This window comes from Azospirillum endophyticum (assembly GCF_016595245.1).
Taxonomy (GTDB): Bacteria; Pseudomonadota; Alphaproteobacteria; order Azospirillales; family Azospirillaceae; genus Azospirillum; species Azospirillum endophyticum.
This window is the reverse complement of the sequence record NZ_JAENHM010000073.1, coordinates 1-22,626: the sequence shown is the minus strand read 5'-3', so window position 1 is coordinate 22,626 and position 22,626 is coordinate 1. Positions and strand designations below refer to the sequence as shown.

General features: G+C 66.9%; 33 protein-coding genes. 6 read left to right on the top strand and 27 right to left on the bottom strand.

Translation table 11 applies throughout. The features are described from left to right. Window positions 1-7: 7 nt before the first annotated feature. Window positions 8-1,333, bottom strand: a complete 1,326-nt coding sequence (locus JHL17_RS27000) for an O-acetylhomoserine aminocarboxypropyltransferase (protein ID WP_200197764.1) — start codon at window positions 1,331-1,333, stop codon at window positions 8-10. A gap of 293 nt (window positions 1,334-1,626) precedes the next feature. Here JHL17_RS27000 and JHL17_RS26995 point away from each other — a divergent pair, with 293 nt between their 5' ends. The 3 genes from JHL17_RS26995 (at window position 1,627) to JHL17_RS26985 (ending at window position 5,487) form a co-directional block, all read left to right on the top strand. Further along, window positions 1,627-2,670, top strand: a complete 1,044-nt coding sequence (locus JHL17_RS26995; RefSeq protein ID WP_200197763.1) for an iron ABC transporter substrate-binding protein — start codon at window positions 1,627-1,629, stop codon at window positions 2,668-2,670. 160 nt (window positions 2,671-2,830) lie between these two features. After that, complete coding sequence (locus JHL17_RS26990) at window positions 2,831-4,381, top strand: ABC transporter permease (RefSeq protein ID WP_345773886.1); 1,551 nt, start codon at window positions 2,831-2,833, stop codon at window positions 4,379-4,381. Next, a complete protein-coding gene (locus JHL17_RS26985; RefSeq protein ID WP_200197762.1) occupies window positions 4,378-5,487 on the top strand; it encodes an ABC transporter ATP-binding protein in 1,110 nt (369 codons plus the stop codon). The genes JHL17_RS26990 and JHL17_RS26985 overlap by 4 nt, the downstream gene beginning before the upstream one ends. An 18-nt stretch (window positions 5,488-5,505) precedes the next feature. Here JHL17_RS26985 and JHL17_RS26980 read toward each other — a convergent pair whose 3' ends face one another. Continuing rightward, window positions 5,506-6,666 (bottom strand): carboxylate-amine ligase, encoded by a 1,161-nt coding sequence (locus tag JHL17_RS26980; protein WP_200197761.1) that lies wholly within the window; start codon window positions 6,664-6,666, stop codon window positions 5,506-5,508. A 19-nt stretch (window positions 6,667-6,685) separates the two neighbouring features. Beyond that, on the bottom strand, window positions 6,686-7,588 hold the full coding sequence (locus JHL17_RS26975) for an N-formylglutamate amidohydrolase (RefSeq protein WP_200197760.1): 903 nt from the start codon (window positions 7,586-7,588) through the stop codon (window positions 6,686-6,688). 120 nt (window positions 7,589-7,708) lie between these two features. Here JHL17_RS26975 and JHL17_RS26970 point away from each other — a divergent pair, with 120 nt between their 5' ends. From JHL17_RS26970 to JHL17_RS26960, 3 genes are all read left to right on the top strand, one after another. Next, on the top strand, window positions 7,709-8,398 hold the full coding sequence (locus JHL17_RS26970) for an MBT domain-containing protein (protein WP_200197759.1): 690 nt from the start codon (window positions 7,709-7,711) through the stop codon (window positions 8,396-8,398). Between the two features lie 96 nt (window positions 8,399-8,494). Then, window positions 8,495-9,412: a DMT family transporter gene (locus tag JHL17_RS26965; RefSeq protein ID WP_200197758.1), complete on the top strand. Its 918-nt coding sequence runs from the start codon at window positions 8,495-8,497 to the stop codon at window positions 9,410-9,412. Between the two features lie 151 nt (window positions 9,413-9,563). After that, window positions 9,564-10,346 carry an FCD domain-containing protein gene (locus tag JHL17_RS26960; RefSeq protein WP_200197757.1) on the top strand — a complete coding sequence of 261 codons (783 nt, stop codon included), beginning with the start codon at window positions 9,564-9,566 and terminating at the stop codon, window positions 10,344-10,346. 108 nt (window positions 10,347-10,454) lie between these two features. Here the strand turns inward: JHL17_RS26960 and JHL17_RS26955 are convergent, their stop codons facing one another. The 24 genes from JHL17_RS26955 to JHL17_RS26840 all read right to left on the bottom strand — a co-directional run. Continuing rightward, window positions 10,455-11,102 carry an adenylate kinase gene (locus JHL17_RS26955; protein ID WP_200197756.1) on the bottom strand — a complete coding sequence of 216 codons (648 nt, stop codon included), beginning with the start codon at window positions 11,100-11,102 and terminating at the stop codon, window positions 10,455-10,457. After that, complete coding sequence (secY, locus tag JHL17_RS26950) at window positions 11,102-12,442, bottom strand: preprotein translocase subunit SecY (protein ID WP_200197755.1); 1,341 nt, start codon at window positions 12,440-12,442, stop codon at window positions 11,102-11,104. Before secY ends, JHL17_RS26955 begins: the two co-directional genes overlap by 1 nt. Before the next feature lie 123 nt (window positions 12,443-12,565). Further along, complete coding sequence (gene rplO / locus JHL17_RS26945) at window positions 12,566-13,051, bottom strand: 50S ribosomal protein L15 (RefSeq protein ID WP_200197754.1); 486 nt, start codon at window positions 13,049-13,051, stop codon at window positions 12,566-12,568. A 4-nt stretch (window positions 13,052-13,055) separates the two neighbouring features. Further along, window positions 13,056-13,247, bottom strand: coding sequence for a 50S ribosomal protein L30 (rpmD, locus tag JHL17_RS26940; protein ID WP_042694084.1), 192 nt, complete (start codon window positions 13,245-13,247; stop codon window positions 13,056-13,058). Window positions 13,248-13,249: 2 nt separating this feature from the next. Further along, complete coding sequence (gene rpsE / locus JHL17_RS26935) at window positions 13,250-13,819, bottom strand: 30S ribosomal protein S5 (protein WP_014246902.1); 570 nt, start codon at window positions 13,817-13,819, stop codon at window positions 13,250-13,252. A gap of 12 nt (window positions 13,820-13,831) precedes the next feature. Beyond that, window positions 13,832-14,194 (bottom strand): 50S ribosomal protein L18, encoded by a 363-nt coding sequence (gene rplR, locus JHL17_RS26930; RefSeq protein WP_012973221.1) that lies wholly within the window; start codon window positions 14,192-14,194, stop codon window positions 13,832-13,834. Window positions 14,195-14,199: 5 nt separating this feature from the next. Beyond that, window positions 14,200-14,733: a 50S ribosomal protein L6 gene (gene rplF, locus JHL17_RS26925; RefSeq protein WP_200197753.1), complete on the bottom strand. Its 534-nt coding sequence runs from the start codon at window positions 14,731-14,733 to the stop codon at window positions 14,200-14,202. Between the two features lie 13 nt (window positions 14,734-14,746). After that, window positions 14,747-15,145: a 30S ribosomal protein S8 gene (gene rpsH, locus JHL17_RS26920; protein ID WP_045581817.1), complete on the bottom strand. Its 399-nt coding sequence runs from the start codon at window positions 15,143-15,145 to the stop codon at window positions 14,747-14,749. A 13-nt stretch (window positions 15,146-15,158) separates the two neighbouring features. Further along, entirely contained in the window at window positions 15,159-15,464 is a 306-nt protein-coding gene (gene rpsN / locus JHL17_RS26915) for a 30S ribosomal protein S14 (RefSeq protein WP_200197752.1), read from the bottom strand. Between the two features lie 15 nt (window positions 15,465-15,479). Then, complete coding sequence (gene rplE, locus JHL17_RS26910; RefSeq protein ID WP_200197751.1) at window positions 15,480-16,022, bottom strand: 50S ribosomal protein L5; 543 nt, start codon at window positions 16,020-16,022, stop codon at window positions 15,480-15,482. Between the two features lie 10 nt (window positions 16,023-16,032). After that, window positions 16,033-16,350: a 50S ribosomal protein L24 gene (rplX, locus tag JHL17_RS26905; RefSeq protein WP_014246896.1), complete on the bottom strand. Its 318-nt coding sequence runs from the start codon at window positions 16,348-16,350 to the stop codon at window positions 16,033-16,035. After that, a complete protein-coding gene (gene rplN / locus JHL17_RS26900; protein WP_012973215.1) occupies window positions 16,350-16,718 on the bottom strand; it encodes a 50S ribosomal protein L14 in 369 nt (122 codons plus the stop codon). The genes rplX and rplN overlap by 1 nt, the downstream gene beginning before the upstream one ends. Window positions 16,719-16,737: 19 nt before the next feature. Next, window positions 16,738-16,992, bottom strand: a complete 255-nt coding sequence (rpsQ, locus tag JHL17_RS26895; protein WP_012973214.1) for a 30S ribosomal protein S17 — start codon at window positions 16,990-16,992, stop codon at window positions 16,738-16,740. A 12-nt stretch (window positions 16,993-17,004) separates the two neighbouring features. Then, window positions 17,005-17,211 carry a 50S ribosomal protein L29 gene (rpmC, locus tag JHL17_RS26890; RefSeq protein WP_200197750.1) on the bottom strand — a complete coding sequence of 69 codons (207 nt, stop codon included), beginning with the start codon at window positions 17,209-17,211 and terminating at the stop codon, window positions 17,005-17,007. After that, entirely contained in the window at window positions 17,208-17,639 is a 432-nt protein-coding gene (gene rplP / locus JHL17_RS26885; protein WP_200197749.1) for a 50S ribosomal protein L16, read from the bottom strand. Before rplP ends, rpmC begins: the two co-directional genes overlap by 4 nt. Window positions 17,640-17,651: 12 nt before the next feature. After that, the gene (rpsC, locus tag JHL17_RS26880; protein WP_098740491.1) at window positions 17,652-18,401 is read right to left on the bottom strand and encodes a 30S ribosomal protein S3; all 750 of its coding nucleotides are present in this window, start codon (window positions 18,399-18,401) and stop codon (window positions 17,652-17,654) included. Further along, window positions 18,401-18,796, bottom strand: coding sequence for a 50S ribosomal protein L22 (rplV, locus tag JHL17_RS26875; protein ID WP_109110121.1), 396 nt, complete (start codon window positions 18,794-18,796; stop codon window positions 18,401-18,403). Before rplV ends, rpsC begins: the two co-directional genes overlap by 1 nt. A 3-nt stretch (window positions 18,797-18,799) precedes the next feature. Then, the gene (rpsS, locus tag JHL17_RS26870; RefSeq protein ID WP_012973209.1) at window positions 18,800-19,078 is read right to left on the bottom strand and encodes a 30S ribosomal protein S19; all 279 of its coding nucleotides are present in this window, start codon (window positions 19,076-19,078) and stop codon (window positions 18,800-18,802) included. Window positions 19,079-19,090: 12 nt separating this feature from the next. Continuing rightward, window positions 19,091-19,918: a 50S ribosomal protein L2 gene (rplB, locus tag JHL17_RS26865; protein ID WP_200197748.1), complete on the bottom strand. Its 828-nt coding sequence runs from the start codon at window positions 19,916-19,918 to the stop codon at window positions 19,091-19,093. Between the two features lie 16 nt (window positions 19,919-19,934). After that, window positions 19,935-20,252 carry a 50S ribosomal protein L23 gene (locus JHL17_RS26860; protein ID WP_012973207.1) on the bottom strand — a complete coding sequence of 106 codons (318 nt, stop codon included), beginning with the start codon at window positions 20,250-20,252 and terminating at the stop codon, window positions 19,935-19,937. Beyond that, window positions 20,249-20,869 carry a 50S ribosomal protein L4 gene (rplD, locus tag JHL17_RS26855; RefSeq protein WP_109051340.1) on the bottom strand — a complete coding sequence of 207 codons (621 nt, stop codon included), beginning with the start codon at window positions 20,867-20,869 and terminating at the stop codon, window positions 20,249-20,251. The genes JHL17_RS26860 and rplD overlap by 4 nt, the downstream gene beginning before the upstream one ends. Before the next feature lie 5 nt (window positions 20,870-20,874). Further along, window positions 20,875-21,585 carry a 50S ribosomal protein L3 gene (gene rplC / locus JHL17_RS26850; RefSeq protein ID WP_098740494.1) on the bottom strand — a complete coding sequence of 237 codons (711 nt, stop codon included), beginning with the start codon at window positions 21,583-21,585 and terminating at the stop codon, window positions 20,875-20,877. Between the two features lie 60 nt (window positions 21,586-21,645). Then, window positions 21,646-21,954, bottom strand: coding sequence for a 30S ribosomal protein S10 (rpsJ, locus tag JHL17_RS26845; RefSeq protein ID WP_012973204.1), 309 nt, complete (start codon window positions 21,952-21,954; stop codon window positions 21,646-21,648). A gap of 541 nt (window positions 21,955-22,495) precedes the next feature. Beyond that, on the bottom strand, window positions 22,496-22,626 hold a 131-nt coding region (locus tag JHL17_RS26840), incomplete at its 5' end, for an EF-Tu C-terminal domain-related protein (protein WP_486598860.1).

The window sequence follows — 22,626 nt, the reverse complement described above, 5'->3', positions numbered from 1 at the left end:
GCGGCCCTCAGCCCTTGGTGGCGGCGCGCAGCGCCTGCTTCAGGTCGTCGATCAGGTCTTCGCAATCCTCCAGCCCGATGGACAGGCGGATCATGTCCTCCCCCACCCCGGCGGCGGCGAGCGCCTCGGCGTCCAGCTGGGCATGGGTGGTGCTGGCGGGGTGGATCACCAGCGACTTGGCGTCGCCGACATTGGCGAGATGCGAGAACAGGCTCAACGACTCGATGAAGCGGCGCCCGGCCTCGCGGCTGCCGCCCTGCCCGCTGCCGCGGATGCCGAAGGAGATGATCGAGCCGGCGCCATGCGGCAGCAGCCGGGCGGCCAGCGCATGGTCGGGATGGTCCACCAGCTCCGGATAGGAGACCCAGGCGACCGCCCCCTTCCCGGCACACAGCTCTCCTTCCAGGAAACCGACGACCTTGCGGGCGTTGTGGATATGGCACTTCATCCGCAGCGGCAGCGTTTCCACCCCCTGCAGGATCTGGAAGGCGTTCATCGGGCTCATGCAGGCGCCGAAATCGCGCAGTCCCTCGGCACGGGCGCGGGCGATGAAGGCGGCGGGGCCGTATTCCTCGGCGAAATCGATGCCGTGATAGCCGGCATAGGGCTCCGTCAGGGTCGGGAACCGGCCGGACGCCTCCCAGTCGAAACTGCCGCCGTCGATCACCACCCCGCCGATGGCGGTGCCGTGCCCGCCCAGCCACTTGGTGCAGGAATGCATGACCAGGTCGGCGCCATGCTCGAACGGCCGGCAGAGATAGGGGGTGGTGAAGGTCGAATCGATCAGCAGCGGGATGCCGGCCTCATGCGCGATGGCCGCGACCTTCGGCACGTCCAGCACCTCCAACCCCGGATTGCCCAGCACCTCGCCGAAGACCAGCCGGGTTTCGGGGCGGATCGCCGCGCGGATGCCGTCGAGGTCGCGCGGATGAACGAAGCTGGTGGTGATGCCGAAGCGCGGCAGCGTGTAGGCCAGCAGGTTGCGGCTGCCGCCATAGATCGAGGAGGAGGCGACGATGTGCCCGCCCGCCCCCATCAGCGTCATGATCGCCAGCGACAGCGCCGCCTGGCCGCTGGCGGTGCAGACGGCACCCACCCCGCCTTCCAGCGTCGCCAGCCGCTCCTCCAGCACCGCGACGGTGGGGTTGGAGATGCGCGAATAGATGTGCCCCGGCCGTTCCAGGTTGAACAGCGCGGCCGCCTGATCGACGTCGCTGAAGACGTAGGAGGAGGTCAGGTGGATCGGAACCGCCCGCGCCCCGGTCGCCGGATCGGGCTTCTGCCCCGCATGCAGGCTCTGCGTATCGAACTTCAGGAACTTGGCGCCGGCCATGCTCCCCCCTCCCCTTCGGATTGATGCCGAAATTTTTAAAAGAGGGCCGCCTATGGTCGAGCGGCCCTCCCGCGCTTTTCGGCGTCTTGTTTGCCAGCCCTGTTCAACCCGCATTCCAGCGGCATCGACGGTGCGGAAGCGTATGGAGACCTGACGTGAACGTCAAGGCGGTAGGGAGGAAGAATGGCAGGAGAAAATCCGCGAATGAGAACAAGTTGCAACAAGTTTCCGAAGAGAATAAAAGGCGGATCGGTGCCGCCCGACAGGCGGTGCCGTTTGCAGAAGAGGTTGGAATGACCATCACCCGATTCCAGTTCGTCCGTTCGCTCGCCCTCGCCACCGCGCTGGCCGCTTTGCCGGCCGCGGCTCTGACCGGCCCGGCACTGGCCCAGACCGCGCCGGGCGCCGATGGCATCACGGTCTACAACGCCCAGCACGCCAGCCTGACCAAGGAATGGGTGGAGCGTTTCACCCGCGAGACCGGCATCAAGGTGACCGTGCGCAACGGCAGCGACATGGAGCTGGGCAACCAGATCGTGCAGGAGGGAGCCGCCTCCCCCGCCGACGTGTTCCTGACCGAAAATTCGCCGGCGATGGCGCTGGTGGACAGTGCCGGGCTGTTCGCGCCGCTCGGCGCCGAGACGCTGGCTCCGGTGCCCGAAAGCTTCCGCCCGGCCAACGGCCATTGGGTCGGCATCGCCGCCCGTTCGACCGTCTTCGCCTACAACACCGGCAAGCTGACCCAGGACAAGCTGCCGAAGTCGCTGCTCGATCTGGCCGATCCGAGCTGGAAGGGCCGCTGGGCCGCCTCGCCCGCCGGGGCCGATTTCCAGGCGATCGTCGGGGCTCTCCTCCAGCTCAAGGGCGAGGCCGCCACCGCCTCTTGGCTGAAGGCGATGAAGGAGAACGCCAAGCCCTACCGCGGCAACAGCGTCGCCATGAAGGCGGTGAATGCCGGCGAGGTCGAGGGCGCCGTGATCTACCATTATTATTACATCGGCGATCAGGCCCGGACCGGCGGCGAGAACAGCAAGAACGTCGCCCTGCATTATTTCCGCAACGGCGATCCGGGCGCCTTCGTCAGCATCTCCGGCGCCGGCGTCCTGGCATCGAGCAAGAACAAGCGCGAGGCCGAGGCTTTCGTGAAGTTCCTGACCGGCAAGGGCGGGCAGGAAGTCCTGCGCGACGGCGATTCCTATGAATACGCCGTCGCCGGCGGCATCGCTTCCAATGCCAAGCTGGAACCGCTCGACAAGCTCCAGGCGCCGAAGGTCAAGCCGGAGGCGCTCAACAATAAGGCCGTCACCGACTTGATGACGGCGGCCGGCCTGCTGTAATCCCTTCTGCCGTCGCCTGCGGCATCGGGCCGCGGGCGACGTCGGTCCGATTCCGCCCAAGTGGGTGGAGCCCAAGGGAACGGACCCGGAGTTCATCGTCATCGCTCTTCATCCGCCCTGCCCGCACTCTCCACCTGACCACGGCCGATCCGCCTTGCGCGTGGCGGCGCCCTTCGCCACCGTGCCGGGAAGCGCTCGCGCGCCGCTGCCCGTCCTTGCCGTGACGGCGCTGGTTGCGGCGCTTGCCCTGATGCCGCTCGCCTTCGTCGTCTGGATCACCATCCAGACCGGATGGGACACGGTCGTCGAGCTGGTCTTCCGCCGCAAGGTCGGCGAGCTGCTGGTGAACACGCTGCTGCTGGTTTCGCTGACCCTGCCGCTGTCGGTCGTGGTGGCGGTGGCGCTGGCTTGGCTGACCGAACGCTCCGACCTGCCCGGCCGGCGGTTCTGGGCTTGGCTGGCGGTGGCGCCGCTGGCGGTTCCCGCCTTCGTCCACAGCTATGCCTGGGTGACCGTCGCCCCCGGCATGCACGGGCTGGCTGCCGCGGTGCTGGTCTCGGTCCTTGCCTATTCGCCGTTCCTCTACCTTCCGGTGGCGGCACAGCTGCGCCGGCTCGATCCGACGATGGAGGACGTCGCCGCCTCGCTGGGCCGTGGGCCCTGGCGGGTCTTCCTGACGGTGGTGCTGCCCCAGCTGCGGCTGGCCGTCTGCGGCGGGTCGCTGCTGATCGGCCTGCATCTGCTGGCCGAATACGGCCTCTATGTGATGATCCAGTTCGACACCTTCACGACGGCGATCGTCGACCAGTTCCAATCGGCCTACAACGGTCCGGCGGCGAACATGCTGGCCGGTGTGCTGGTGGCGCTCTGCATGGGGCTGATGGGCGGCGAGGTCCTTCTGCGCGGCCGGGAGCGCTACGCTCGCGTCGGCAGCGGCGCCGCGCGCCAGGCTCCGTCGGTGCGCCTCGGCCGGGCCGCCCTGCCCTGCCTGCTGATTCCCTTGCTGTTCGCGGCACTTTCGCTGGGTGTGCCGCTGCTGACGCTCGGCCGCTGGATCGCCATCGGCGGCGCCCGGGTGTGGCAGGCCGACGAGATCGGCGGCGCCGTCCTTCAGACCGTGGCGCTGGCGCTGTCCGGCGCGCTGCTGACCACCCTCGCCGCCGCGCCGATGGCCTGGCTTTCCGTGCGCGCGCCCGGCCGGCTCCAGCGGGTGCTGGAAGCCTGCCATTACTATGTCGGCTCGCTGCCGGGCGTGGTCGTCGCCCTGGCGCTGGTGACGATCACCGTGCGGGTCGCCCTGCCGCTCTACCAGACGGTCGGCACCGTGCTGCTGGCCTACATGCTGCTGTTCCTGCCGCGGGCGCTGGTGGGGCTGCGGGCCAGCATCGCCCAGGCGCCGGTCGAGTTGGAGCGGGCGGCGATGGCGCTCGGCCGGACGCCATTGCAGGCGGCGCGCCAGATCACCTTCCGGCTGGCCGCGCCCGGTGCGGCCGCCAGCATGGCGATGGTCGCCCTCGGCATCACCAACGAGCTGACGGCGACCCTGATGCTGGCCCCCAGCGGCACGCGCACGCTGGCCACCGAATTCTGGGCGCTGACCAGCGAGATCGACTATGCGGGCGCGGCGCCCTACGCCCTGATGATGGTGGCGGCCTCGCTGCCGATGACCGTCCTCCTCCACATCCAATCCAAGCGGGCCGCCGGACGATGAGCTTCCTTCAGGTTCAGGGACTAGGAAAACGATACGGCAACGCGGTGGCCCTGGAGGACGTCGACCTGTCGGTGTCCGCCGGCAGCCGTACCGCCATCGTCGGCCGCTCCGGTTCGGGAAAGACCACGCTTCTACGCATCATCGCCGGTTTCGAGACCGCCGACCACGGCCGGATCATCCTTGATGGGCGCCCGCTGGTGGAGAGCGGCGGCATGGGAAATGGCAGGGAGGGAGGCGGCGTGGTGCCGGCCCACCGCCGCGGCATCGGCTATGTGCCGCAGGACGGCGCCCTGTTTCCGCATCTCAGCATCGCCGACAACATCGGCTTCGGGCTCGACCGCCATGACGCGAACCGCCGGAGCCGCATCCTGGATCTGCTGGAGGCGGTCGAACTCGATCGGCAGATGCTGGAGCGCCGGCCGCACGAGCTGTCGGGCGGCCAGCAGCAGCGCGTGGCGCTCGCCCGCGCGCTCGCCCGCAAGCCGACACTGATGCTGCTGGACGAGCCCTTCTCGGCGCTCGACACCGGCCTGCGCGAGTCGATGCGCCGCACCGTCGCCCGCGTGCTGCGCGAGGCCGGCATCGCCACCATCCTCGTCACGCATGACCAGGGCGAGGCGCTGTCCTTCGCCGATCAGGTGGCGGTGATGCGCGAAGGCCGCCTCGCCCAGGTCGGCCCACCCCAGGAGCTGTATCGCCGGCCGCGGGACCGCGAGACGGCCACCTTCCTGGGCGATGCCGTCATCCTGTCGGCGGAGGTCGAGAACGGCTGGGCGACCTGCAGCCTCGGCCGGCTGGCGGTCGCCTCCGGCGCCCGGCAGGGCGCGGCCGAGATCATGCTGCGCCCGGAACAGCTCCGACTGGTGGTGGAGGACGCCGACCTTCCGCCCCGCGGCCAGGGCGGCGGTCCCGAAGGCTGGGGGCGCGTCACCGACGTCGAGTTCGGCGGAGCGGTGTGCAAGGTCGCCGTCTCGCTGGGAGACGCGCCGGGCCAACCCGGTCCGCTGCTTCTGCGCCACTCCGGCCTCGACCTGCCGCGGCCGGGCAGCCGGGTGCGAATCCTCGTCCAGGGCGAGGCCCATCTCTTCGAGGCGCCATTCCGTTGACGGTGGCGGCCGGCGGGGTCAAGGACCTTCGACCGCCGCCGGCTCGTCGCGCACCCCGACCATCGTCTCTTCCGCCAACCAGTCCACCACCCGGCGAAGCGCCTCGTCCTCGCCGGCTCCGCCGGCAAGCGCCTGTTGGAAGATTTCGATCTGCCGATGAGCGCTGGTGCCACGCTCGACGATCTCGCGCGCCCGTCCGACCTCGGCGGTACAGCCGAAATGCAGGGCATCCTCGCGGGTCAGGTCGATGATCTCGTCCAGCAGGTCGGCATAGGGCACGATGCGGCCCTGGCCGAAATCGACCAGCCCGCTGTCGAGGCCGTAGCGCTGGGCCCGCCAGCGGTTCTCCTCGATCAGCAAGTTCTTGTAGGGCCGCCAGGTGACATTGCGCAGCTTCAGCCGCCACAGCATGCGCAGCAGGCAGCGATAGAGCGCGGCCACCGTCACCGCATCGTCCAGCCGGGTGCAGATGTCGGTGATGCGCATCTCCAGCGTCGGGAAGCGCGAGGACGGGCGGATGTCCCACCACAGCTTGCTGGCGTCCTCGATCACCCCGGCGTTCACCAGCACCGCGACATGGCTCTGGTATTCGCCGAAGCTCTGGAAACCGGCAGGCATGCCGGTGCGCGGCAGCTCGTGCCACACGCTAAGCCGGTAGGACCGGCGCTCCATGTCGCGCCCGCGCCAGAAGGGCGAGGAGGTCGACAGCGCCAGCAGATGCGGCAGGAAATAACGGACCTGGTTCATCAGGTCGATGCGCAGATCGTCATCCTCGATCCCGACATGGACATGCATGCCGCAGATCATCAGCCGGCGCGCCGGGGCGCCCAGGTCGCGGGCCAGCATGTTGTAGCGGTCGCGGTTGGTGTGCTTCTGCGGCTCCCACGCCGCGAAGGGATGGGTGGAAGCGGCGATCGGCGCCAGCCCGTAGCGGTCGGCCACCCCCGCCACGGTGGCCCGCAGGGCGGCAAGCTCGGCCCGCGCCTCGTCCAGCGTCTTGCAGACGGGCGTCCCAACCTCGATCTGGCAGCGCAGGAATTCCGGCTGGATACGGCCGGGCGCCTGCTCCTGGCAGGCTTCCAGCATCTCGTCCGGCGGGCTGGGCACGATGTCGCGCGTGCCGCGGTCGATCAGCAGGTATTCCTCTTCCAGGCCCAAGGTGAAGGACGGTTCGGTCACGGCGCTTTCCATTCGGTGTTCAGGCCCGGGGATAATGGCGGATGGTCGCCAGCGACGGCAGGGCCAGCAGCGGCTCCAGCGCGTCGCCGATCACCTGCGCCCACAGAGCGGCGCCTTCCGGCGTGGCGATCAGGTCCTGCCGCACCTCCAGCAGGACGTTGGGATAGCCGGCGGGGGTCGCGTGGGTCTCTACCGTGCCGCCCAGCGTGCCGCGGCCGGAATAGGGCTGGTTGTCGCCGACGCACCAGCGTCCATCGGTCTTCAGCGCCTCGATCAGCGGCACCGGCAGGCGCGGATCGTTGTCCCACAGCACGCCGATGTGCCAGGGGCGCGCCACCCCGCGCATGGCCGGGGTGAAGCTGTGCACCGACACCATCACCGGCACCTGACCGCGGGCGCGGATCGCCGACACGGCCGCCGCCACCGCGGCGTGGTAGGGCTTGAACAGCGCCTCCACCCGCTGCGCCTGCGCCTCCGCATCGAGCGCGCGGTTGCCGGGGATCACGACGTCGTCGCTGACCACCGGAATGGCGGTGGGATCGTCCAGGTCCCGGTTCGGGTCGATCACCAGCCGCGAGAAGCCCGACAGCACCGCGGCAGCGCCGAAGCGGTCAGCCAGCCGCCGCGTCACCTCCGCGGCGCCGATGTCGTAGGCGATGTGGCGGCAGAGCTGCTCTTCCGGCAGGCCGAGATCGCCCAGCAGCCGGGGGATCGCACGCGAGGCATGGTCGCAGACCAGAAGCAGCGGCCCGTCGGCATCCTGGTTCAGCGTCGTCGCCGGCGGCGGATCGTCGGGTCCCAGCAGCGGAGTCGCGACGCGCGGAGCCGGTGCGGGAGCGGTGACCGGCTGGCGGTGTTCCGCGGGCCCCTCTGTGGCGTCCGTCGCTGAATGGCGGTGATGTTCGGGGGGTGAGGCAACCATGTGCCACCCTAACGCAACCGCCACGCCGGGCGGAAGCGCGGCCGATGGTGGTAGCTCGAACGGCAAGCTGCTACCCTTCGGTTCCTTCTCCCGCGCGACCCCACCCGGAAGACACGCCGCATGCTCCGCCTGCTCACCCTCTGCCTTGCCGTGATGGCGCTGCTCAGCGCCTGCGGTCCCGTCTACGAGACCCAATACAGCCTCGTCCCGCCGACGTCGGCGGAGGGTCGGCTGTGCGTCAACCAGTGCCAGCAGAACCGCAACTACTGCCGGCAGAATTGCGGAATGTCGCAGCAGGCCTGCGTGAACGAGGCGCGGTCCCGCGCGCTCTACGAATACCAGGCCTATGTCAACCGGCAGCAAGCCGAAAAGAAGCCGATCAAGAAGTCGGTCGGCGATTTCGACCGCTCCTACTCCTGCGGCAACAGCAGCTGCGAAGCGCGGTGCGAGTCCGACTATCGCGACTGCTTCGGCGGAAGCTGCGGTGGGCAGGTGATCGCCAAACGCGTCTGCACCGCCTTCTGCGACCAGGAGAAGCCGGCTGCGGCTCCCGCGGCGGCACCGATGCTGAGCCCCCTGCCGCCGGGAGCCGCGATGGCGCCCGCTCCCGCCAATGCCACCGGTGGTTACCCGGCGGGCGCTTCGCTTTGCCAGCCCGGCATGCGCGTGTCGGTGGAATGGAAGGGCGAGTGGTATCCCGCCACGGTGAAGGACAGGCCGCGCAAGGATGGCCGCTGCCCGGTCCATTACGACGACTTCGGATCGGAAGACGACGAGTCGGTGTCGCTGCGCCGCATCCGCCCCCGGTGAGGCCGGCGACAACGTAGACGGAAAATCCTGGCGCGCACGGCAGCCATGACGCGCGCCCGGCTGGCCCGCCAGACGGCCGGCGGATATAAGCGGCACATGCCAGACGCCAGTGCCTTCCCCATCGACCATGCGCACCGGACGCAGCGCATCGCCCTGATCGCGCTGCTGGTCGGCGCTTTGGGCATCGCCTTCGCTCCTATCTTCGTCCGCCTGTCCGAAGTCGGGCCGGTCGCCACCGGATTCTGGCGTACGGCGCTGGCGACACCGGTCCTGGCGCTGTGGATGGCCGGAGAGTCGCGGCAGCGGAGCGGACGAGCCAGCCGGCGTCCCTCTTCGTTCGCCGACTATGGCCGCCTGTCGCTGGCCGGGCTGTTCTTCGCCGGCGACCTCGCGATCTGGCACACCTCGATCCGCTACACCTCGGTCGCCAACTCCACCCTGCTGGCGAACTTCGCGCCGCTGTTCGTCGCCCCGGCCGCATGGTTCCTGTTCAAGGAACGGATCACCGGCCGCTTCGTCCTGGGCATGCTGCTGGCGCTGGCCGGCGCCATCGTACTGATGGGCCAGAGCTTCCAGCTCAGCGCCGACCACCTGTTCGGCGACGCGCTGGGTCTGCTGACGGCGGCCTTCTATGCCGGCTACATCCTGTCGGTCGGACGCCTGCGCGCAGAATTCTCGACCGCGACCATCATGACCTGGAGCGGCGCCATCACCGCCGTCCTGCTCTTGCCCCTGGGCCTCGCCGACGGCGAGGCGATGCTGCCGGCGAGCGGTACCGGATGGGCGGTTCTGGCCGGCCTCGCCCTGTTCAGCCATGCCGGCGGACAGAGCCTGATCGCCTACGCGCTGGCCCATCTGCCCACGTCCTTCTCATCGGTCAGCCTGCTCCTGCAGCCGGCGGCGGCGGCCATCCTCGCTTGGGTCCTGCTGAGCGAACCTTTGGGGCCCCTGCAGGCGGTGGGCGCCGCGGTGATCCTGGTCGGCATCCTGCTGGCCCGGCGCGGCAGCCGTTAAGCCTGCGGAACGGCACGATCGGGCGCCTCTATTTCCGTCCCGCGGGCAAGGCGCCGCGGCATGCCCGTGGCCCATTGACCGCACGGGCCGGGATCGCTACCGGTATGACCAGCCATCGATGAACCGCTTTCCGCTCAAAGGGGAACAACCCGTGCCCGGCACCGACGACAGCGCTCACGTCCCCTCCTCCTCGCAGCGCATTTCGGAGTGGGTGGCGCAACAGCTTCTCGACCGCATCGCCCGCGGCGAGCTGGTGCCGGGGGAGCGTCTGCCGGGCGAGCGCCAGCTGGCCGAACAGCTGCATGTCAGCCGCGTGTCCGTCCGCGCCGCCCTGCAGAAGCTGAAGACCCAGGGCTTCCTGACTGCGGTTCAAGGCGGCGGCACCCGGGTGGTGTCGTCGGCCGGCATGATGGACGGCGCCTTGACCGCCATGGTGCGCAGCACCCACCAGAATCTGTGCGACCTCGTCGAAATCCGCATGGCGCTCGAAAGCTGGGCCGCCCGCCGCGCCGCCGAACGGGCGACGCAGGAACAGATCGACACCATCGGCCGCATCCTGGCGGCGATGAGCGAGACCGATCGCGACGGCGGCCGCGCGGCCGACGACATGGACTTCCATGTCGCCGTGGCCCAGGCGTCGGGCAGCCCGGTCTATCTGCACCTGCTGTCGACGATCCGCGACATCCTCGGCAACATGGTCGAGATGAAGCATACCGAGCCCTTCATGGAGAACCATGAGGCCTTGATGATCGAACATCACCGCGCCATCGCGCAGGCCATCGCACGCCGCGATCCCGACGCGGCGGCCAACGCCGTCACCGCCCATCTCGGCTGGATCCTGGCGCGCTACCGCACCATGTCAGACCACCCCGCCTCCGGTCATCCCGCCATACCTGCGGGCGCCCCGCCCTCCTCCGGGACACCGAGCGCCTGACCCCGGCGGCCGAACCGGACGCTCGGCTTCGCTTCGGCCGACCAGCAAGAAAAAGGCCGCATCCTCGAAGGAGGCTGCGGCCTTTTTCCATGCGCGCGAAGGCGTCCCTCAGCTGGTGAGGATCGCCTCGATCTGCTTGGTCACCTCATCGATGTCGGCCATGCCGTCCACCACCTTCAGCACCCCGCGCCCTTGGTAATAGGGCAGGATGGGAGCCGTCTGCTGATGATATTGGCCAAGGCGGGTGGTCACCGTCTCGGCATTGTCGTCGGCGCGCCGCTTGAATTCGGTGCTGCCGCAGACGTCGCAGACGCCGTCCACCTTCGGCTTCTCGAAACTGTCGTGATAGCCCTTGCCGCATTTGGCGCAGGTGTAGCGGCCGGTGATGCGCTCCACCAGCACGTCGTCGACCACCCGCATCTCGATCACATGGTCGAGCTTCAGGCCCTTCTCGTCGAGCATCCGGTCCAGCGCCTGCGCCTGGGCGACGGTGCGCGGGAACCCGTCGAGGATGAAGCCGTTCTTCACGTCGGGCTTCGAAATGCGTTCGGCGATCATGCTGACCATCAGCTCGTCCGGCATCAGCTTGCCGGCGGCCATGATCTCCTTCGCCTGCTGCCCGAGCGGTCCGCCTTCCGCCACCATGGCGCGGAGCATGTCGCCGGTCGACAACTGCACCAGACCACGAGTGTCTTCCAGACGGCGCGCCTGGGTCCCCTTCCCGGCGCCCGGCGGACCGAGCAGTATGAGGTTCATTACTTTCTCCCCCGAAGCTTCGATTTCTTGATCAATCCCTCATACTGGTGGGCCAGCAGATGGGAATGAATCTGCGCGACCGTGTCCATCGTGACGGTGACCACGATCAGCAGGCTGGTGCCGCCAAAATAAAACGGAACCGATTGCTGGGATATCAGGATTTCGGGGAGGAGACAAACCGCCACAAGGTAGCCGGAGCCGATGACCGTCAGCCGGGTCAGCACGTAGTCGATGTGATCGGCGGTGTTCTTGCCCGGACGGATGCCGGGGATGAAGCCGCCGTACTTGCGCAGGTTGTCGGCCGTCTCGGTCGGGTTGAAGACGATGGCGGTGTAGAAGAAGCAGAAGAACACGATCAGCGAGGCGTACAGCAGCATGTAGAGCGGCGTGCCGTGCGCGACGTAGCGCGACACCGCCTGCAGCCAACCCGGTCCTTCGCCGCCGGCGAAGCCGACCGCGGTCAGCGGCAGCAGCAGCAGCGACGACGCGAAGATCGGCGGGATGACGCCGGCGGTGTTCATCTTCAGCGGCAGGTGCGACGCTTCGCCGCCGAACACCCGGTTGCCGACCTGTCGCTTCGGATACTGGACCAGCAGGCGGCGCTGGGCGCGTTCCATGAAGACGATGAAGAACACCACGCCGACCGCCATCACCAGCATCAGGACGATGAAGATGGTGGACAGGGCGCCCTGGCGGCCGAGTTCCAGCGTGTTGACCAGCGCGCGCGGCAGCTCCGCGACGATGCCGGCGAAAATGATCAGCGAGGTGCCGTTGCCGATGCCGCGGGCGGTGATCTGCTCGCCCAGCCACATCAGGAACATGGTGCCGCCGACCAGCGTGATGACGGTGGCGATGCGGAAGAACAGGCCGGGGTCGACCACCGCGGCACCCGTGGAGCCGCGCATCGATTCGAGACCGACCGCGAGGCCGTAGGCCTGGACCGTGGCGAGCGCCACCGTGCCGAACCGGGTGTACTGGTTCAGCTTCTTGCGCCCGGCTTCGCCTTCCTTCTTCATGGCCTCCATCTGCGGCGACACGGCGGTCAGCAGCTGCACGATGATGGATGCCGAGATGTACGGCATGATGTTGAGCGCGAAGATGGTCATGCGGTGGAGCGCACCGCCGGCCAGCATGTCGAACATGCCGAGGATGCCGCTGCCCTGCTGCTTGAACACGTCTTGCAGGATGTGCGGATCGATGCCCGGAATCGGGATGTAGGTGCCCAGCCGATAGACGATCAGGGCCGCCAAGGTGAACCAAATCCGCTTTTTCAGCTCGGTCGCCTTGGAGAAAGCCCCGAAATTGATGTTGGCGGCAAGCTGCTCGGCCGCTGATGCCATGGTCCAATCCCTGTCCCGTAAGCGCGAACGGGGCGGCACTGCATGACGCAGGCCGCCCCTCGCGACATCGCTTTTTGTAGTGCCACGAAAGCCCGCGCGCAAGCGCGGGCTTGACGCGGAACTTTACTCGGCGGCTTCGGCGGCGGGAGCGGTCAGCGTGACGCTGCCACCCGCCTTCTCGACGGCCTCGATCGCCGACTTGGACGCGCCGGCGACCGTGAAGGAAACCTTCGCGGTCAGCTCGCCCTTGCCCAGCAGACGGACACCGTCCTTCTTCACCTTGCCGGTGACGCCGGCGGCGTTGAGCGCCGCGGCATCGATGGTCTCCGAGGCATTCAGCTTGCCGAGGTCGATGGCCTTCTGGATCATGCCCAGATTGACCACCGAGTATTCCTTGGCGAAGATGTTCCGGAAACCGCGCTTCGGCAGGCGGCGGTGCAGAGGCATCTGCCCGCCTTCGAAGCCGTTGATCGCCACACCGGTGCGCGAGGTCTGACCCTTCACGCCGCGGCCAGCGGTCTTGCCCTTGCCCGAACCGATACCGCGACCGACGCGCATGCGCGCCTTGCGGGCACCGGCGTTGTCACGCAGGTCATTCAGCTTGGTCATGATCTCAGCCCTCGTTCTCGACGCGGACCAGGTGCGCGACCTTGGCGATCATGCCCCGCACGGCCGGAGTATCCTCCAGCTCGCGGGTCCGGTGCAGCTTGTTGAGACCCAGACCGACCAGCGTTTCGCGCTGGTCGTGCTTGCGGCCGATCGGGCTGCCGATCTGGGTCACGACGACGGTCTTCTTCTCGCTCATGATCAGGCCTCCTGACCGGCGCCGGCCTCGCGACGACCGAGGATGTCGCTCACGCGACGACCACGGCGCGCCGCGACGGAACGCGGGCTGGTGACCTGGGTCAGGGCGTCGAAGGTCGCCTTGATCATGTTGTGCGGGTTCGACGTGCCGATCGACTTGGTCACGACGTCAGCGACGCCGAGAGCCTCGAAGATCGCGCGCATCGGACCGCCGGCGATGATGCCGGTACCGGCCGGGGCCGCCCGCAGCACGACCTTGCCGGCACCGAAGTGGCCGTTGGTGTCGTGATGCAGCGTACGGCCTTCGCGCAGCGGGACGCGGATCATGCCGCGCTTGGCCTGATCGGTCGCCTTGCGGATGGCTTCCGGGACCTCGCGGGCCTTGCCCGAGCCGACGCCGACGCGACCCTTGCCGTCACCGACGACGACCAGAGCGGCGAAGCCGAAGCGACGACCACCCTTGACCACCTTGGCGACGCGGTTGATGCCGACGAGCTTTTCGATCAGCTCGCTTTCTTCCCGCTCGCGCGGCTGCCGGTCGCGGTTGTCCCGCTCCCCACGTTCACGTGCCATATCCGGGCCTCCTTAGAACGACAGCCCGCCCTCACGGGCGGCGTCGGCCAGGGCCTTGACCCGGCCATGGTAAATGTACCCACCGCGGTCGAACACGACCTCGGTAACCCCAGCGGCCTTGGCGCGCTCGGCGATCAGCTCGCCGATGCGCTTGGCAGCATCGACGTTGCCGCCGTGCTTGAGCTGCTCGCGCAGCTCCTTCTCGAGCGACGAGGCGGACGCGAGCGTCTTGCCGTTTTCGTCGTCGATGATCTGGGCGTAGATGTGCAGATTGGACCGGAAGACCGAGAGGCGAACGCGCCCGCCGGCCTTCTTGGCAATCTGCGCGCGCACGCGCTGCTTGCGGCGCTCGTGGAGTTGCTTTGGCTTCAGCATGGCGGTTACTTCTTCTTACCTTCCTTGCGCAGGACGGTTTCGGTCTCGTACTTGATGCCCTTGCCCTTGTAGGGCTCCGGCTTCTTCCAACCGCGGATCTCGGCGGCAACCTGGCCGACCTTGTGCTTGTCGTAGCCGCTGACCGAGATGGCCGTCGGCTTGTCGCACTTGATCGTGATGCCTTCCGGGATCGGGTACTTCACGTCGTGCGAGAAGCCGAGCTGCATGACCAGCTCCTTGCCCTGCACGGACGCGCGGTAACCGACGCCGTTGATCTCGAGGTTGATCGTGTAGCCCTGGCTGACACCGGTGACCATGTTGTTGATCAGGGTGCGCGAGGTCGCCCACATGACGCGGGCGCGCTTGCTGTCATTTGCCGGCTTCACCACCACCTTGCCGTCTTCCAGCGCAGCGGTGATGTCGTCGATCAGGGTCATGCTGAGTTGCCCCAGCTTGCCCTTTGCCGTCACCTGCTGGCCGTCGACCTTCACGTCGACGCCAGCCGGAACCGGCACGGGATGCTTGCCAATGCGCGACATCTGCCAATCCCCCTTAGAACACGCGGCAGAGGACTTCGCCGCCGACGTTGGCGGCGCGGGCCTCGTTGTCCGACATCACGCCGCGCGGGGTCGACAGGATCGACAGACCAAGCCCGTTGTAGACGCGGGGCAGGTCGGCGATCTTCGAGTAGACGCGACGGCCGGGCTTGGACACACGGGCGATCTGCTTAATGACAGGCTCGCCTTCGTGATACTTCAGCTCGATCTTCAGGTTCTTGACGCCGGGGCGCAGCTCTTCCTCGGACCAGCCGCGGATGAAGCCTTCACGCTTCAGCACGTCCAGGACGTTGACGCGCAGCTTGGACGCCGGGGAAACCACAACAGACATGCGGGCGTGCTGACCGTTGCGGATGCGGGTCAGCATATCGCCGAGCGGATCGCTCAAAGACATTCTCGGACCCTCCTTACCAGCTCGACTTCGTCATCCCCGGAATCTGGCCGGTCGAGGCCAGTTCGCGGAGGGTGACGCGGGACAGCTTGAACTTGCGATAGAACGCGCGCGGACGCCCGGTCATTTCGCAGCGGTTCCGGACGCGCACCTTCGAGGAGTTGCGCGGCAGTTCGGCCAGCTTGAGGCGGGCGGCGAATTGCTCTTCCGGGGGGAGGGCCTTGTCGTTCGCGATGGCCTTCAGGCGCGCACGCTTGTTGGCGTACTGCTTGGCCAGCTTGGCGCGACGCTTGTTCTTTTCGATGGCACTGGTCTTAGCCATGGTCGTGCTCCAGCCTCAGCTCACGAACGGCATGTCGAAGGCCTTCAGGAGAGCCTTGGCTTCCTGATCCGTCTTCGCCGAGGTGACGATGATGATGTCCATGCCGCGGATCTGATCGATCTTGTCGTAATCGATTTCCGGGAAAATGATCTGCTCCTTGACGCCCATGGCATAGTTGCCACGGCCATCGAAGCTGTTCCCCGGGATACCGCGGAAGTCACGGACGCGCGGCAACGCGATCGTCACCAGACGGTCCAGGAACTCGTACATGCGGTCGCGACGCAGCGTGACCTTGCAGCCGATCGACATGCCTTCGCGCAGCTTGAACTGGGCGATCGACTTGCGCGACTTGGTCACCACCGGCCGCTGGCCGGTGATGGCGGCCATCTCGGCCACGGCGAGCTGGATCTTCTTGGAGTCGGCGACAGCCTCGCCGACACCCATGTTGACCACGATCTTCTCGATCCGCGGAACTTCCATGTCGTTCTTGTAGCCGAATTCCGACTTCAGAGCGGCGCGGATCTTGGAATCGTAAACTTCTTTGAGACGTGCGGTCATGCCCGGGCCCTCACAGGTCAATGACTTCGCCGGACCGCTTGGCGACACGCACCTTGCGGCCATCCTCAAGGATCTTGAAGCCGACGCGGGTCGGCTTGCCATCCTTGGGGTCGACGTGAGCGAGATTCGAGACGTTGATCGGCGCCTCCATCTCGATGATGCCACCCTGCGAACGGGCGCTGGCACGCTGGTGCTTCTTCACCACGTTCACGCCCTGCACAACGGCACGGTTCTCCTTGGGGAAAACCTTCAGAACTTCGCCGGTCTTGCCCTTGTCACGGCCGGTCAGGACGACGACCTTGTCCTTTGTCTTGATCTTGGCGGCCATCACAGCACCTCCGGCGCCAGCGAGATGATCTTCATGAACTTCTTGCCGCGAAGCTCACGAGTGACCGGCCCGAAAATACGGGTGCCGATCGGCTCACCCTGCTTGTTGATGAGCACGGCGGCGTTCCGGTCGAAACGGATCGCCGACCCGTCCTCCCGACGCAGTTCCTTCGCGGTGCGGACGATGACGGCACGATGCACGTCGCCCTTTTTGACGCGGCCCTTCGGAATGGCTTCCTTGACCGAGACGACGATGACGTCGCCCACGGTCGCAACCTTCCGCTTGGACCCGCCAAGCACCTTGATGCACTGCACCCGGCGCGCCCCGCTGTTATCGGCGACTTCCAGGTTGGTTTGCATCTGGATCATGGTTTATGACCTTTCGTTATCACGCGGCGCCGCTGTCGGCGGCGGACTCCGTCACGACCGTCCAGCGCTTGGACTTCGAGATCGGACGGCATTCGATGATCGAAACGGTATCGCCGACCTTGTACTGGTTGCCCTCGTCGTGGGCGGCGTACTTCTTCGACTGACGAATGAACTTCTTGTACACGGGGTGCATGACACGGCGCTCGACAAGAACCGTAACGGTCTTGTCGCACTTGTCGCTGACCACCGTGCCCTGCAGAACGCGGCGAGGCATGGATGATCCCCCTTACTTGCCGGCGTCGGCGGAGCGGGCGCGCTCGCCGAGGATGGTCTTGATGCGGGCGATGTCGCGACGCACCGTGGTCACCCGCGCGGTATTCTCCAGCTGGCCGGAGGCCTTCTGGAAACGCAGGTTGAACTGTTCCTTCTTGAGCTGGATGAGCTGATCGTTCAGCTCATCCGCGCTCTTCGTACGAATGTCTACGGCCTTCATGCCGCGGTCTCCTCGACACCGCCCAGGCGGGTCACCAGCTTCACCTTGATCGGCAGCTTCGCGGCCGCCAGAGCGAAGGCGGTTTTTGCCACATCGGCCGGCACGCCGTCCAGCTCAAACAGGATGCGACCCGGCTTGACGCGGGCCGCCCAGTACTCCGGCGAACCCTTACCGGAGCCCATGCGGACTTCGGCGGGCTTGGTGGAGACGGGGAGATCCGGGAAAATACGGATCCAGACGCGGCCCTGACGCTTCATCGCGCGGGTGATCGCGCGGCGGGCCGCCTCGATCTGCCGGGCGGTGATGCGCTCCGGCTCCAGGGCCTTGAGGCCGAAGGAGCCGAAGTTCAGATCGGTACCGCCCTTGGCGTTGCCATGGATGCGGCCCTTGTGGGCCTTGCGGTATTTCGTGCGCTTGGGAGAAAGCATCGCTCGGCCCCTTTACTCGCGTTCGGAGCGCTCGGAGCGCTCGCGACGGTCGCGGCGATCGTGACGATCGCGGCGCGGCTCGCCGTCGGTCGACACCGGCTCGGTGCCCATGCGCTTGTCCTGCGCCATCGGGTCGTGAGCCATGACCTCGCCCTTGAACACCCACACCTTGACACCGCAGGTGCCGTAGGTGGTCTTGGCGGTACCCACACCGTAATCGATGTCGGCGCGCAGGGTGTGCAGCGGAACGCGGCCCTCGCGGTACCACTCCATGCGGGCGATCTCCGCGCCGCCGAGACGGCCGGAGCAGTTGATCCGGATGCCCTGGGCGCCCAGACGCATGGCGGACTGCACGGCGCGCTTCATGGCGCGGCGGAACGCCACGCGGCGCTCCAGCTGGCTGGCGATGTTCTCGGCGATGAGGCGAGCGTCGATTTCCGGCTTGCGGATTTCGACGATGTTCAGGCTCACCTCGCTGCCGGTCATCTTCGACAGCTCGAGACGCAGCTTCTCGATGTCCGCGCCCTTCTTGCCGATCACCACGCCCGGACGAGCCGAGTGGATGGTGATGCGGGCCTTCTTGGCCGGACGTTCGATGACGACGCGCGAGCAGCCGGCCTGCTGCAGGCGACCCTGCAGGTAGCCGCGCAGCTTCAGGTCCTGGTGCAGCAGGTTGGCGTAGTCGCGCTTGGCGAACCACCGGCTGTCCCAGGTCCGATTGATGCCGAGGCGCAGCCCGATCGGATTGATTTTCTGACCCATTACTCGGCCCCTTCGGCAACGGCGGCGTCACGCTCGCGAACGATGATCGTCAGGTTGCTGAACAGCTTCTCGACCCGGGCGCCGCGACCGCGGGCACGGGCGTGGAAACGCTTCATCACCAGAGCGCGACCGACCGTCGCCGACGACACGTACAGACGGTCGACGTCGAGCTGGTGGTTGTTCTCGGCGTTCGCGATCGCGGCCTGCAGAACCTTCTTCACCTCGCCGGCGACGCGGCGCTTGGAGAAGGTCAGCTCGGCCACGGCGCGGCTGGCATCCATGTTCCGGATCAGCTGGGCGACGAGGTTGAGCTTCCGCGGGCTGGTGCGGATCATCGGATTGCGGGCCAGAGCCTCGTTCTCCGCGATCCGGCTGGGATTGGCAGACTTGCCCATGGCTTACTTCCTCTTCGCCTTCTTGTCCGCCGCGTGGCCATAGAAGGTCCGCGTCGGAGCGAACTCGCCGAACTTGTGACCGATCATGTGCTCGGTAACCAGAACCGGCAGGAACTTGTGGCCGTTGTAGACGCCGAACGTCAGACCGACGAACTGCGGCAGGATGGTCGAACGACGCGACCAGATCTTGATGATCTCGTTGCGGCCCGAAGCCCGGCTCTTGTCCGCCTTCTTCAGCAGATAGCCGTCGACGAACGGGCCCTTCCAAACGGAGCGTGCCATCGTTCGACCTCCTTACTTCGAATGACGGCGGCGCAGGATCAGGCCATCCGTCTTCTTGTTGTGACGAGTCTTCTTGCCCTTGGTCGGCTTGCCCCACGGCGTGACCGGATGACGGCCGCCCGAGGTGCGACCCTCACCACCACCGTGTGGGTGGTCGATCGGGTTCATGGCGACGCCACGGACCGACGGACGCTTGCCCAGCCAGCGGTTGCGGCCGGCCTTGCCCAGGTTGGTGTTCATCTGGTCCGGGTTGGACACGGCACCCAGGGTGGCCATGCACTCGCCACGGACCATGCGCAGCTCGCCCGAGGGCAGCTTGAGCTGGGCGTAGCCGCCATCACGGCCGACCAGCTGCAGGTAGGTGCCGGCGGAACGAGCCACCTGACCACCCTTGCCGGCCTTCAGCTCGACGTTGTGCACGATCGAGCCGACCGGGATGTTCTTCAGCGGCATCGCGTTGCCGGGCTTCACGTCGACCTTCTCGCCGGACACGACCGTGTCGCCGACCTTCAGGCGCTGCGGCGCCAGGATGTAGGACAGCGTCCCATCCTGGTACTTGATCAGCGCGATGAAGGCCGTGCGGTTCGGATCGTATTCCAGCCGCTCGACGGTGGCCGGAACGTCGAACTTGCGACGCTTGAAGTCCACCAGACGGTAGGTGCGCTTGTGACCGCCACCCATCCGGCGCGCAGTGATGCGGCCGGTGTTGTTGCGGCCACCAGACTTGGTCAAGCCCTCGGTGAGGGTCTTGACCGGCTTGCCCTTCCACAGCTCCGAGCGGTCAACGATGACCAGCTGGCGGAGCGAGGGAGTAATCGGGCGGTATTGCTTCAGAGCCATCGGATCACACTCCCGCTCAGATGCCCGTGGTCACGTCGATCTTGTTACCCTCGGCGAGGGTGACGACGGCCTTCTTGAAGTCCGAGCGACGGCCGATGGTGCCGCGGAACCGCTTGGTCTTGCCCTTGGAAACCAGGGTGTTGACCGCGGTCACCTTGACGTTGAAGAGACCTTCAACGGCGGCCTTGATCTCCGGCTTGGAGGCCGTGAGCGGCACGCGGAACGTGACCTGGTTATGCTCCGACACCAACGTCGACTTCTCGGTGATGACGGGAGCGAGGATCAGGTCGTACATCCGCTCCTGGCTCACCGCAGGTTTCGACTGCTTGCTCATTTCAGGCGAGCCTCCAGTTGCTCGACCGCGTTGCGGGTCAGGACCAGCGTGTCGCGGCGGAGAATGTCGTAGACGTTCGCACCCTGCTCCGGCAGCACGTCGATCAGCGGGATGTTGCGCGAAGCCTTGGCGAAGTTGTCGTCCAGGTTCGAGCCATCGATGATCAGCGCCGAAGTCAGGCCGAGGGTGGCGAGACGGGCCGCCAGTTCCTTGGTCTTGTGCGTCTCGGCGGCCGCGGCCTCCAGGACGATCAGCTTGCCCTCGGCGGCCTTGGCCGACAGGGCGGTCTTGAGCGCCAGCTTGCGGACCTTCTTGGTCAGGTCGTGGGCGTGCGAACGCACCACCGGCCCGAAGATGGTCGCACCGCCGCGGAACTGCGGCGAACGGATGGAGCCCTGACGAGCGCGGCCGGTGCCCTTCTGCCCATAGGGCTTCTTGGTCGTGCCGCTGATCTCGCTGATGCCCTTGGTCTTGTGGTTGCCGGAGCGGCGCTTGGCCAGCTGCCAGTTCACCATGCGGGCCAGCAGGTCGGTGCGGGCCGGCAGACCGAACACGGCGTCCGACAGCTCAATCTCGCCGACGGCTTCGTTGTTCAGATTCTTGATCGTGGCCTTCATGGCGCTCACTCCTGCGTCTCGGCCGGGGCTTCCGCCGCCGGAGCAGTCTTGATGCCGGCCGGGAAGGGCAGGCCTTCCGGAGCCTTCTTCTTGACGGCGTCACGGATGCGCAGCCAACCGCCCTCGGCACCGGGGACGGCACCCTTGAGCAGGATCAGGCCACGGGCTTCGTCGACGGAGACGACCTGGAGGTTCAGGACCGTGACCCGCTCGTCACCGAGGTGACCGGCCATCTTCTTGTTCTTGAAGACCTTGCCGGGATCCTGACGGTTACCCGTCGAACCGTGCGAACGGTGCGACACCGACACGCCGTGCGTGGCGCGCAGACCACCGAAGTTCCACCGCTTCATCGCACCGGCAAAGCCCTTGCCGATGGAGGTGCCGGTGACGTCGACGAACTGGCCGGCAACGAAGTGCGACACCGAAAGCTCGGCACCGACCTCGATCAGGGCATCGGCATCGACGCGGAACTCGACCAGCTTGCGCTTCGGTTCCACGCGCGCCTTGGCGAAATGCCCGCGCTCAGGCTTGTTGACGTTCTTGACCTTGATGGCGCCCGCGCCGAGCTGGACGGCGGTGTAGCCATCCTTTTCCTCGGTACGAACGGCGACGACCTGGCAGCTGTCGACTTTCAGCACAGTGACCGGAACATGCTGGCCGTCGTCCGTAAAGACGCGGGTCATGCCGACCTTCTGCGCGATCAAACCGGATCGCATTGTTCTTTATCTCCTGACCAGGGACATCCGATTACCGGAGAGGTCCCTTACCAACCAAAATCAGAGCTTGATCTCGACATCGACGCCGGCGGCGAGGTCGAGCTTCATCAGCGCATCCACGGTCTGCGGCGTCGGATCGACGATGTCGAGCAGGCGCTTGTGGGTGCGGATCTCGAACTGCTCGCGCGACTTCTTGTCGATGTGCGGCGAACGGTTCACGGTGAACTTTTCGATGTGCGTCGGCAGGGGAATCGGGCCCCGCACGCGCGCGCCGGTCCGCTTGGCGGTGTTGACGATCTCGCTGGTCGACTGGTCGAGCACGCGATGATCGAACGCCTTCAGACGGATGCGGATGTTCTGGCTGTCCATGTCCAAACGTCCCTTGCACCTTCTAGCGATGACGCGGACGCGTCACCGGAACTCCACGAGCTTGCTTCGGGGCATCGCCGACAGCGCAAGGCCGCGCGCCGAACCACCGAGGCGGGATCGACGGGCGACACTGTGACCGATGCGACGAGCCGATACGAAAAAGAACATCCCCCGCGCGGACTGCGCGAAAGGGATGTTCCGTTCAGCAGACGGCGCGCCTCCCTTGGGAGGCGCGCCTGAGCCGTTCGTCTCGGGCTGCGTCTAGGCCGAAGTTGCCTACCACCAACCCAAAATCCAGAGGGCGTATTCTCTAGGCGCTCGGCGCCCGCATGTCAATCCTGATTCTCCCTCCCACTCGGAGGAAGCTGGATCGACAGGCGGACGGTCCCGAATGCCGACGCCCGATGGCTAGAACCGGGCGGGCCGCCTTCCCGCTTGCACGAGAAAGGCGGCCCGTCTCATTCACGACCGGCGGCGGGATCACCCCGCCGCCCTACCCTTCCTTCCGGCCCCGGCCTCGCGGACGGCGCCGGACGCTTCATCACTCGACGATCTTGGCAACGACGCCGGCACCGACGGTGCGGCCACCCTCGCGGATGGCGAAACGCAGGCCTTCGTCCATGGCGATCGGGGCGATCAGCGTCACTTCCATGGCGACGTTGTCGCCCGGCA

Bases quoted from the DNA above. Each gene is read 5' to 3' on its own strand.
- rplP (WP_200197749.1), bottom strand. From the start codon at position 17,639: ATGCTTTCTCCCAAGCGCACGAAATACCGCAAGGCCCACAAGGGCCGC.
- JHL17_RS26975 (WP_200197760.1), bottom strand. From the start codon at position 7,588: ATGGTTGCCTCACCCCCCGAACATCACCGCCATTCAGCGACGGACGCC.
- rplE (WP_200197751.1), bottom strand. From the start codon at position 16,022: ATGACCGCACGTCTCAAAGAAGTTTACGATTCCAAGATCCGCGCCGCT.
- rplB (WP_200197748.1), bottom strand. From the start codon at position 19,918: ATGGCTCTGAAGCAATACCGCCCGATTACTCCCTCGCTCCGCCAGCTG.
- rplR (WP_012973221.1), bottom strand. From the start codon at position 14,194: ATGCTGAAGCCAAAGCAACTCCACGAGCGCCGCAAGCAGCGCGTGCGC.
- rpmC (WP_200197750.1), bottom strand. From the start codon at position 17,211: ATGAAGGCCGTAGACATTCGTACGAAGAGCGCGGATGAGCTGAACGAT.
- rpsQ (WP_012973214.1), bottom strand. From the start codon at position 16,992: ATGCCTCGCCGCGTTCTGCAGGGCACGGTGGTCAGCGACAAGTGCGAC.
- rplO (WP_200197754.1), bottom strand. From the start codon at position 13,051: ATGACCAAGCTGAATGACCTGCGTGACAACGCCGGTGCCCGCAAGGCG.
- rplF (WP_200197753.1), bottom strand. From the start codon at position 14,733: ATGTCGCGCATTGGCAAGCATCCCGTGCCGGTTCCGGCTGGCGTCGAC.
- JHL17_RS26970 (WP_200197759.1), top strand. From the start codon at position 7,709: ATGCTCCGCCTGCTCACCCTCTGCCTTGCCGTGATGGCGCTGCTCAGC.
- rpsS (WP_012973209.1), bottom strand. From the start codon at position 19,078: ATGGCACGCTCCGTTTGGAAGGGCCCGTTCGTCGACGGCTATCTGCTG.
- JHL17_RS26985 (WP_200197762.1), top strand. From the start codon at position 4,378: ATGAGCTTCCTTCAGGTTCAGGGACTAGGAAAACGATACGGCAACGCG.
- JHL17_RS27000 (WP_200197764.1), bottom strand. From the start codon at position 1,333: ATGGCCGGCGCCAAGTTCCTGAAGTTCGATACGCAGAGCCTGCATGCG.
- rpsN (WP_200197752.1), bottom strand. From the start codon at position 15,464: ATGGCTAAGACCAGTGCCATCGAAAAGAACAAGCGTCGCGCCAAGCTG.
- rpsH (WP_045581817.1), bottom strand. From the start codon at position 15,145: ATGTCTTTGAGCGATCCGCTCGGCGATATGCTGACCCGCATCCGCAAC.
- rplV (WP_109110121.1), bottom strand. From the start codon at position 18,796: ATGGGCAAGTCTGCCAATCCCAGCCGGATCGCGGAGAACGAGGCTCTG.
- JHL17_RS26860 (WP_012973207.1), bottom strand. From the start codon at position 20,252: ATGAGCAAGCAGTCGAAACCTGCGGTGAGCCAGGAGCGGATGTACGAC.
- rpsC (WP_098740491.1), bottom strand. From the start codon at position 18,401: ATGGGTCAGAAAATCAATCCGATCGGGCTGCGCCTCGGCATCAATCGG.
- rplD (WP_109051340.1), bottom strand. From the start codon at position 20,869: ATGAAGGCCACGATCAAGAATCTGAACAACGAAGCCGTCGGCGAGATT.
- secY (WP_200197755.1), bottom strand. From the start codon at position 12,442: ATGGCATCAGCGGCCGAGCAGCTTGCCGCCAACATCAATTTCGGGGCT.
- rpmD (WP_042694084.1), bottom strand. From the start codon at position 13,247: ATGAGCGAGAAGAAGACCGTCGTCGTGACCCAGATCGGCAGCCCGATC.
- rpsE (WP_014246902.1), bottom strand. From the start codon at position 13,819: ATGGCACGTGAACGTGGGGAGCGGGACAACCGCGACCGGCAGCCGCGC.
- rplC (WP_098740494.1), bottom strand. From the start codon at position 21,585: ATGCGATCCGGTTTGATCGCGCAGAAGGTCGGCATGACCCGCGTCTTT.
- JHL17_RS26995 (WP_200197763.1), top strand. From the start codon at position 1,627: ATGACCATCACCCGATTCCAGTTCGTCCGTTCGCTCGCCCTCGCCACC.
- rplX (WP_014246896.1), bottom strand. From the start codon at position 16,350: ATGGCCGCCAAGATCAAGACAAAGGACAAGGTCGTCGTCCTGACCGGC.
- rplN (WP_012973215.1), bottom strand. From the start codon at position 16,718: ATGATCCAGATGCAAACCAACCTGGAAGTCGCCGATAACAGCGGGGCG.
- JHL17_RS26965 (WP_200197758.1), top strand. From the start codon at position 8,495: ATGCCAGACGCCAGTGCCTTCCCCATCGACCATGCGCACCGGACGCAG.
- JHL17_RS26955 (WP_200197756.1), bottom strand. From the start codon at position 11,102: ATGAACCTCATACTGCTCGGTCCGCCGGGCGCCGGGAAGGGGACCCAG.
- rpsJ (WP_012973204.1), bottom strand. From the start codon at position 21,954: ATGGACAGCCAGAACATCCGCATCCGTCTGAAGGCGTTCGATCATCGC.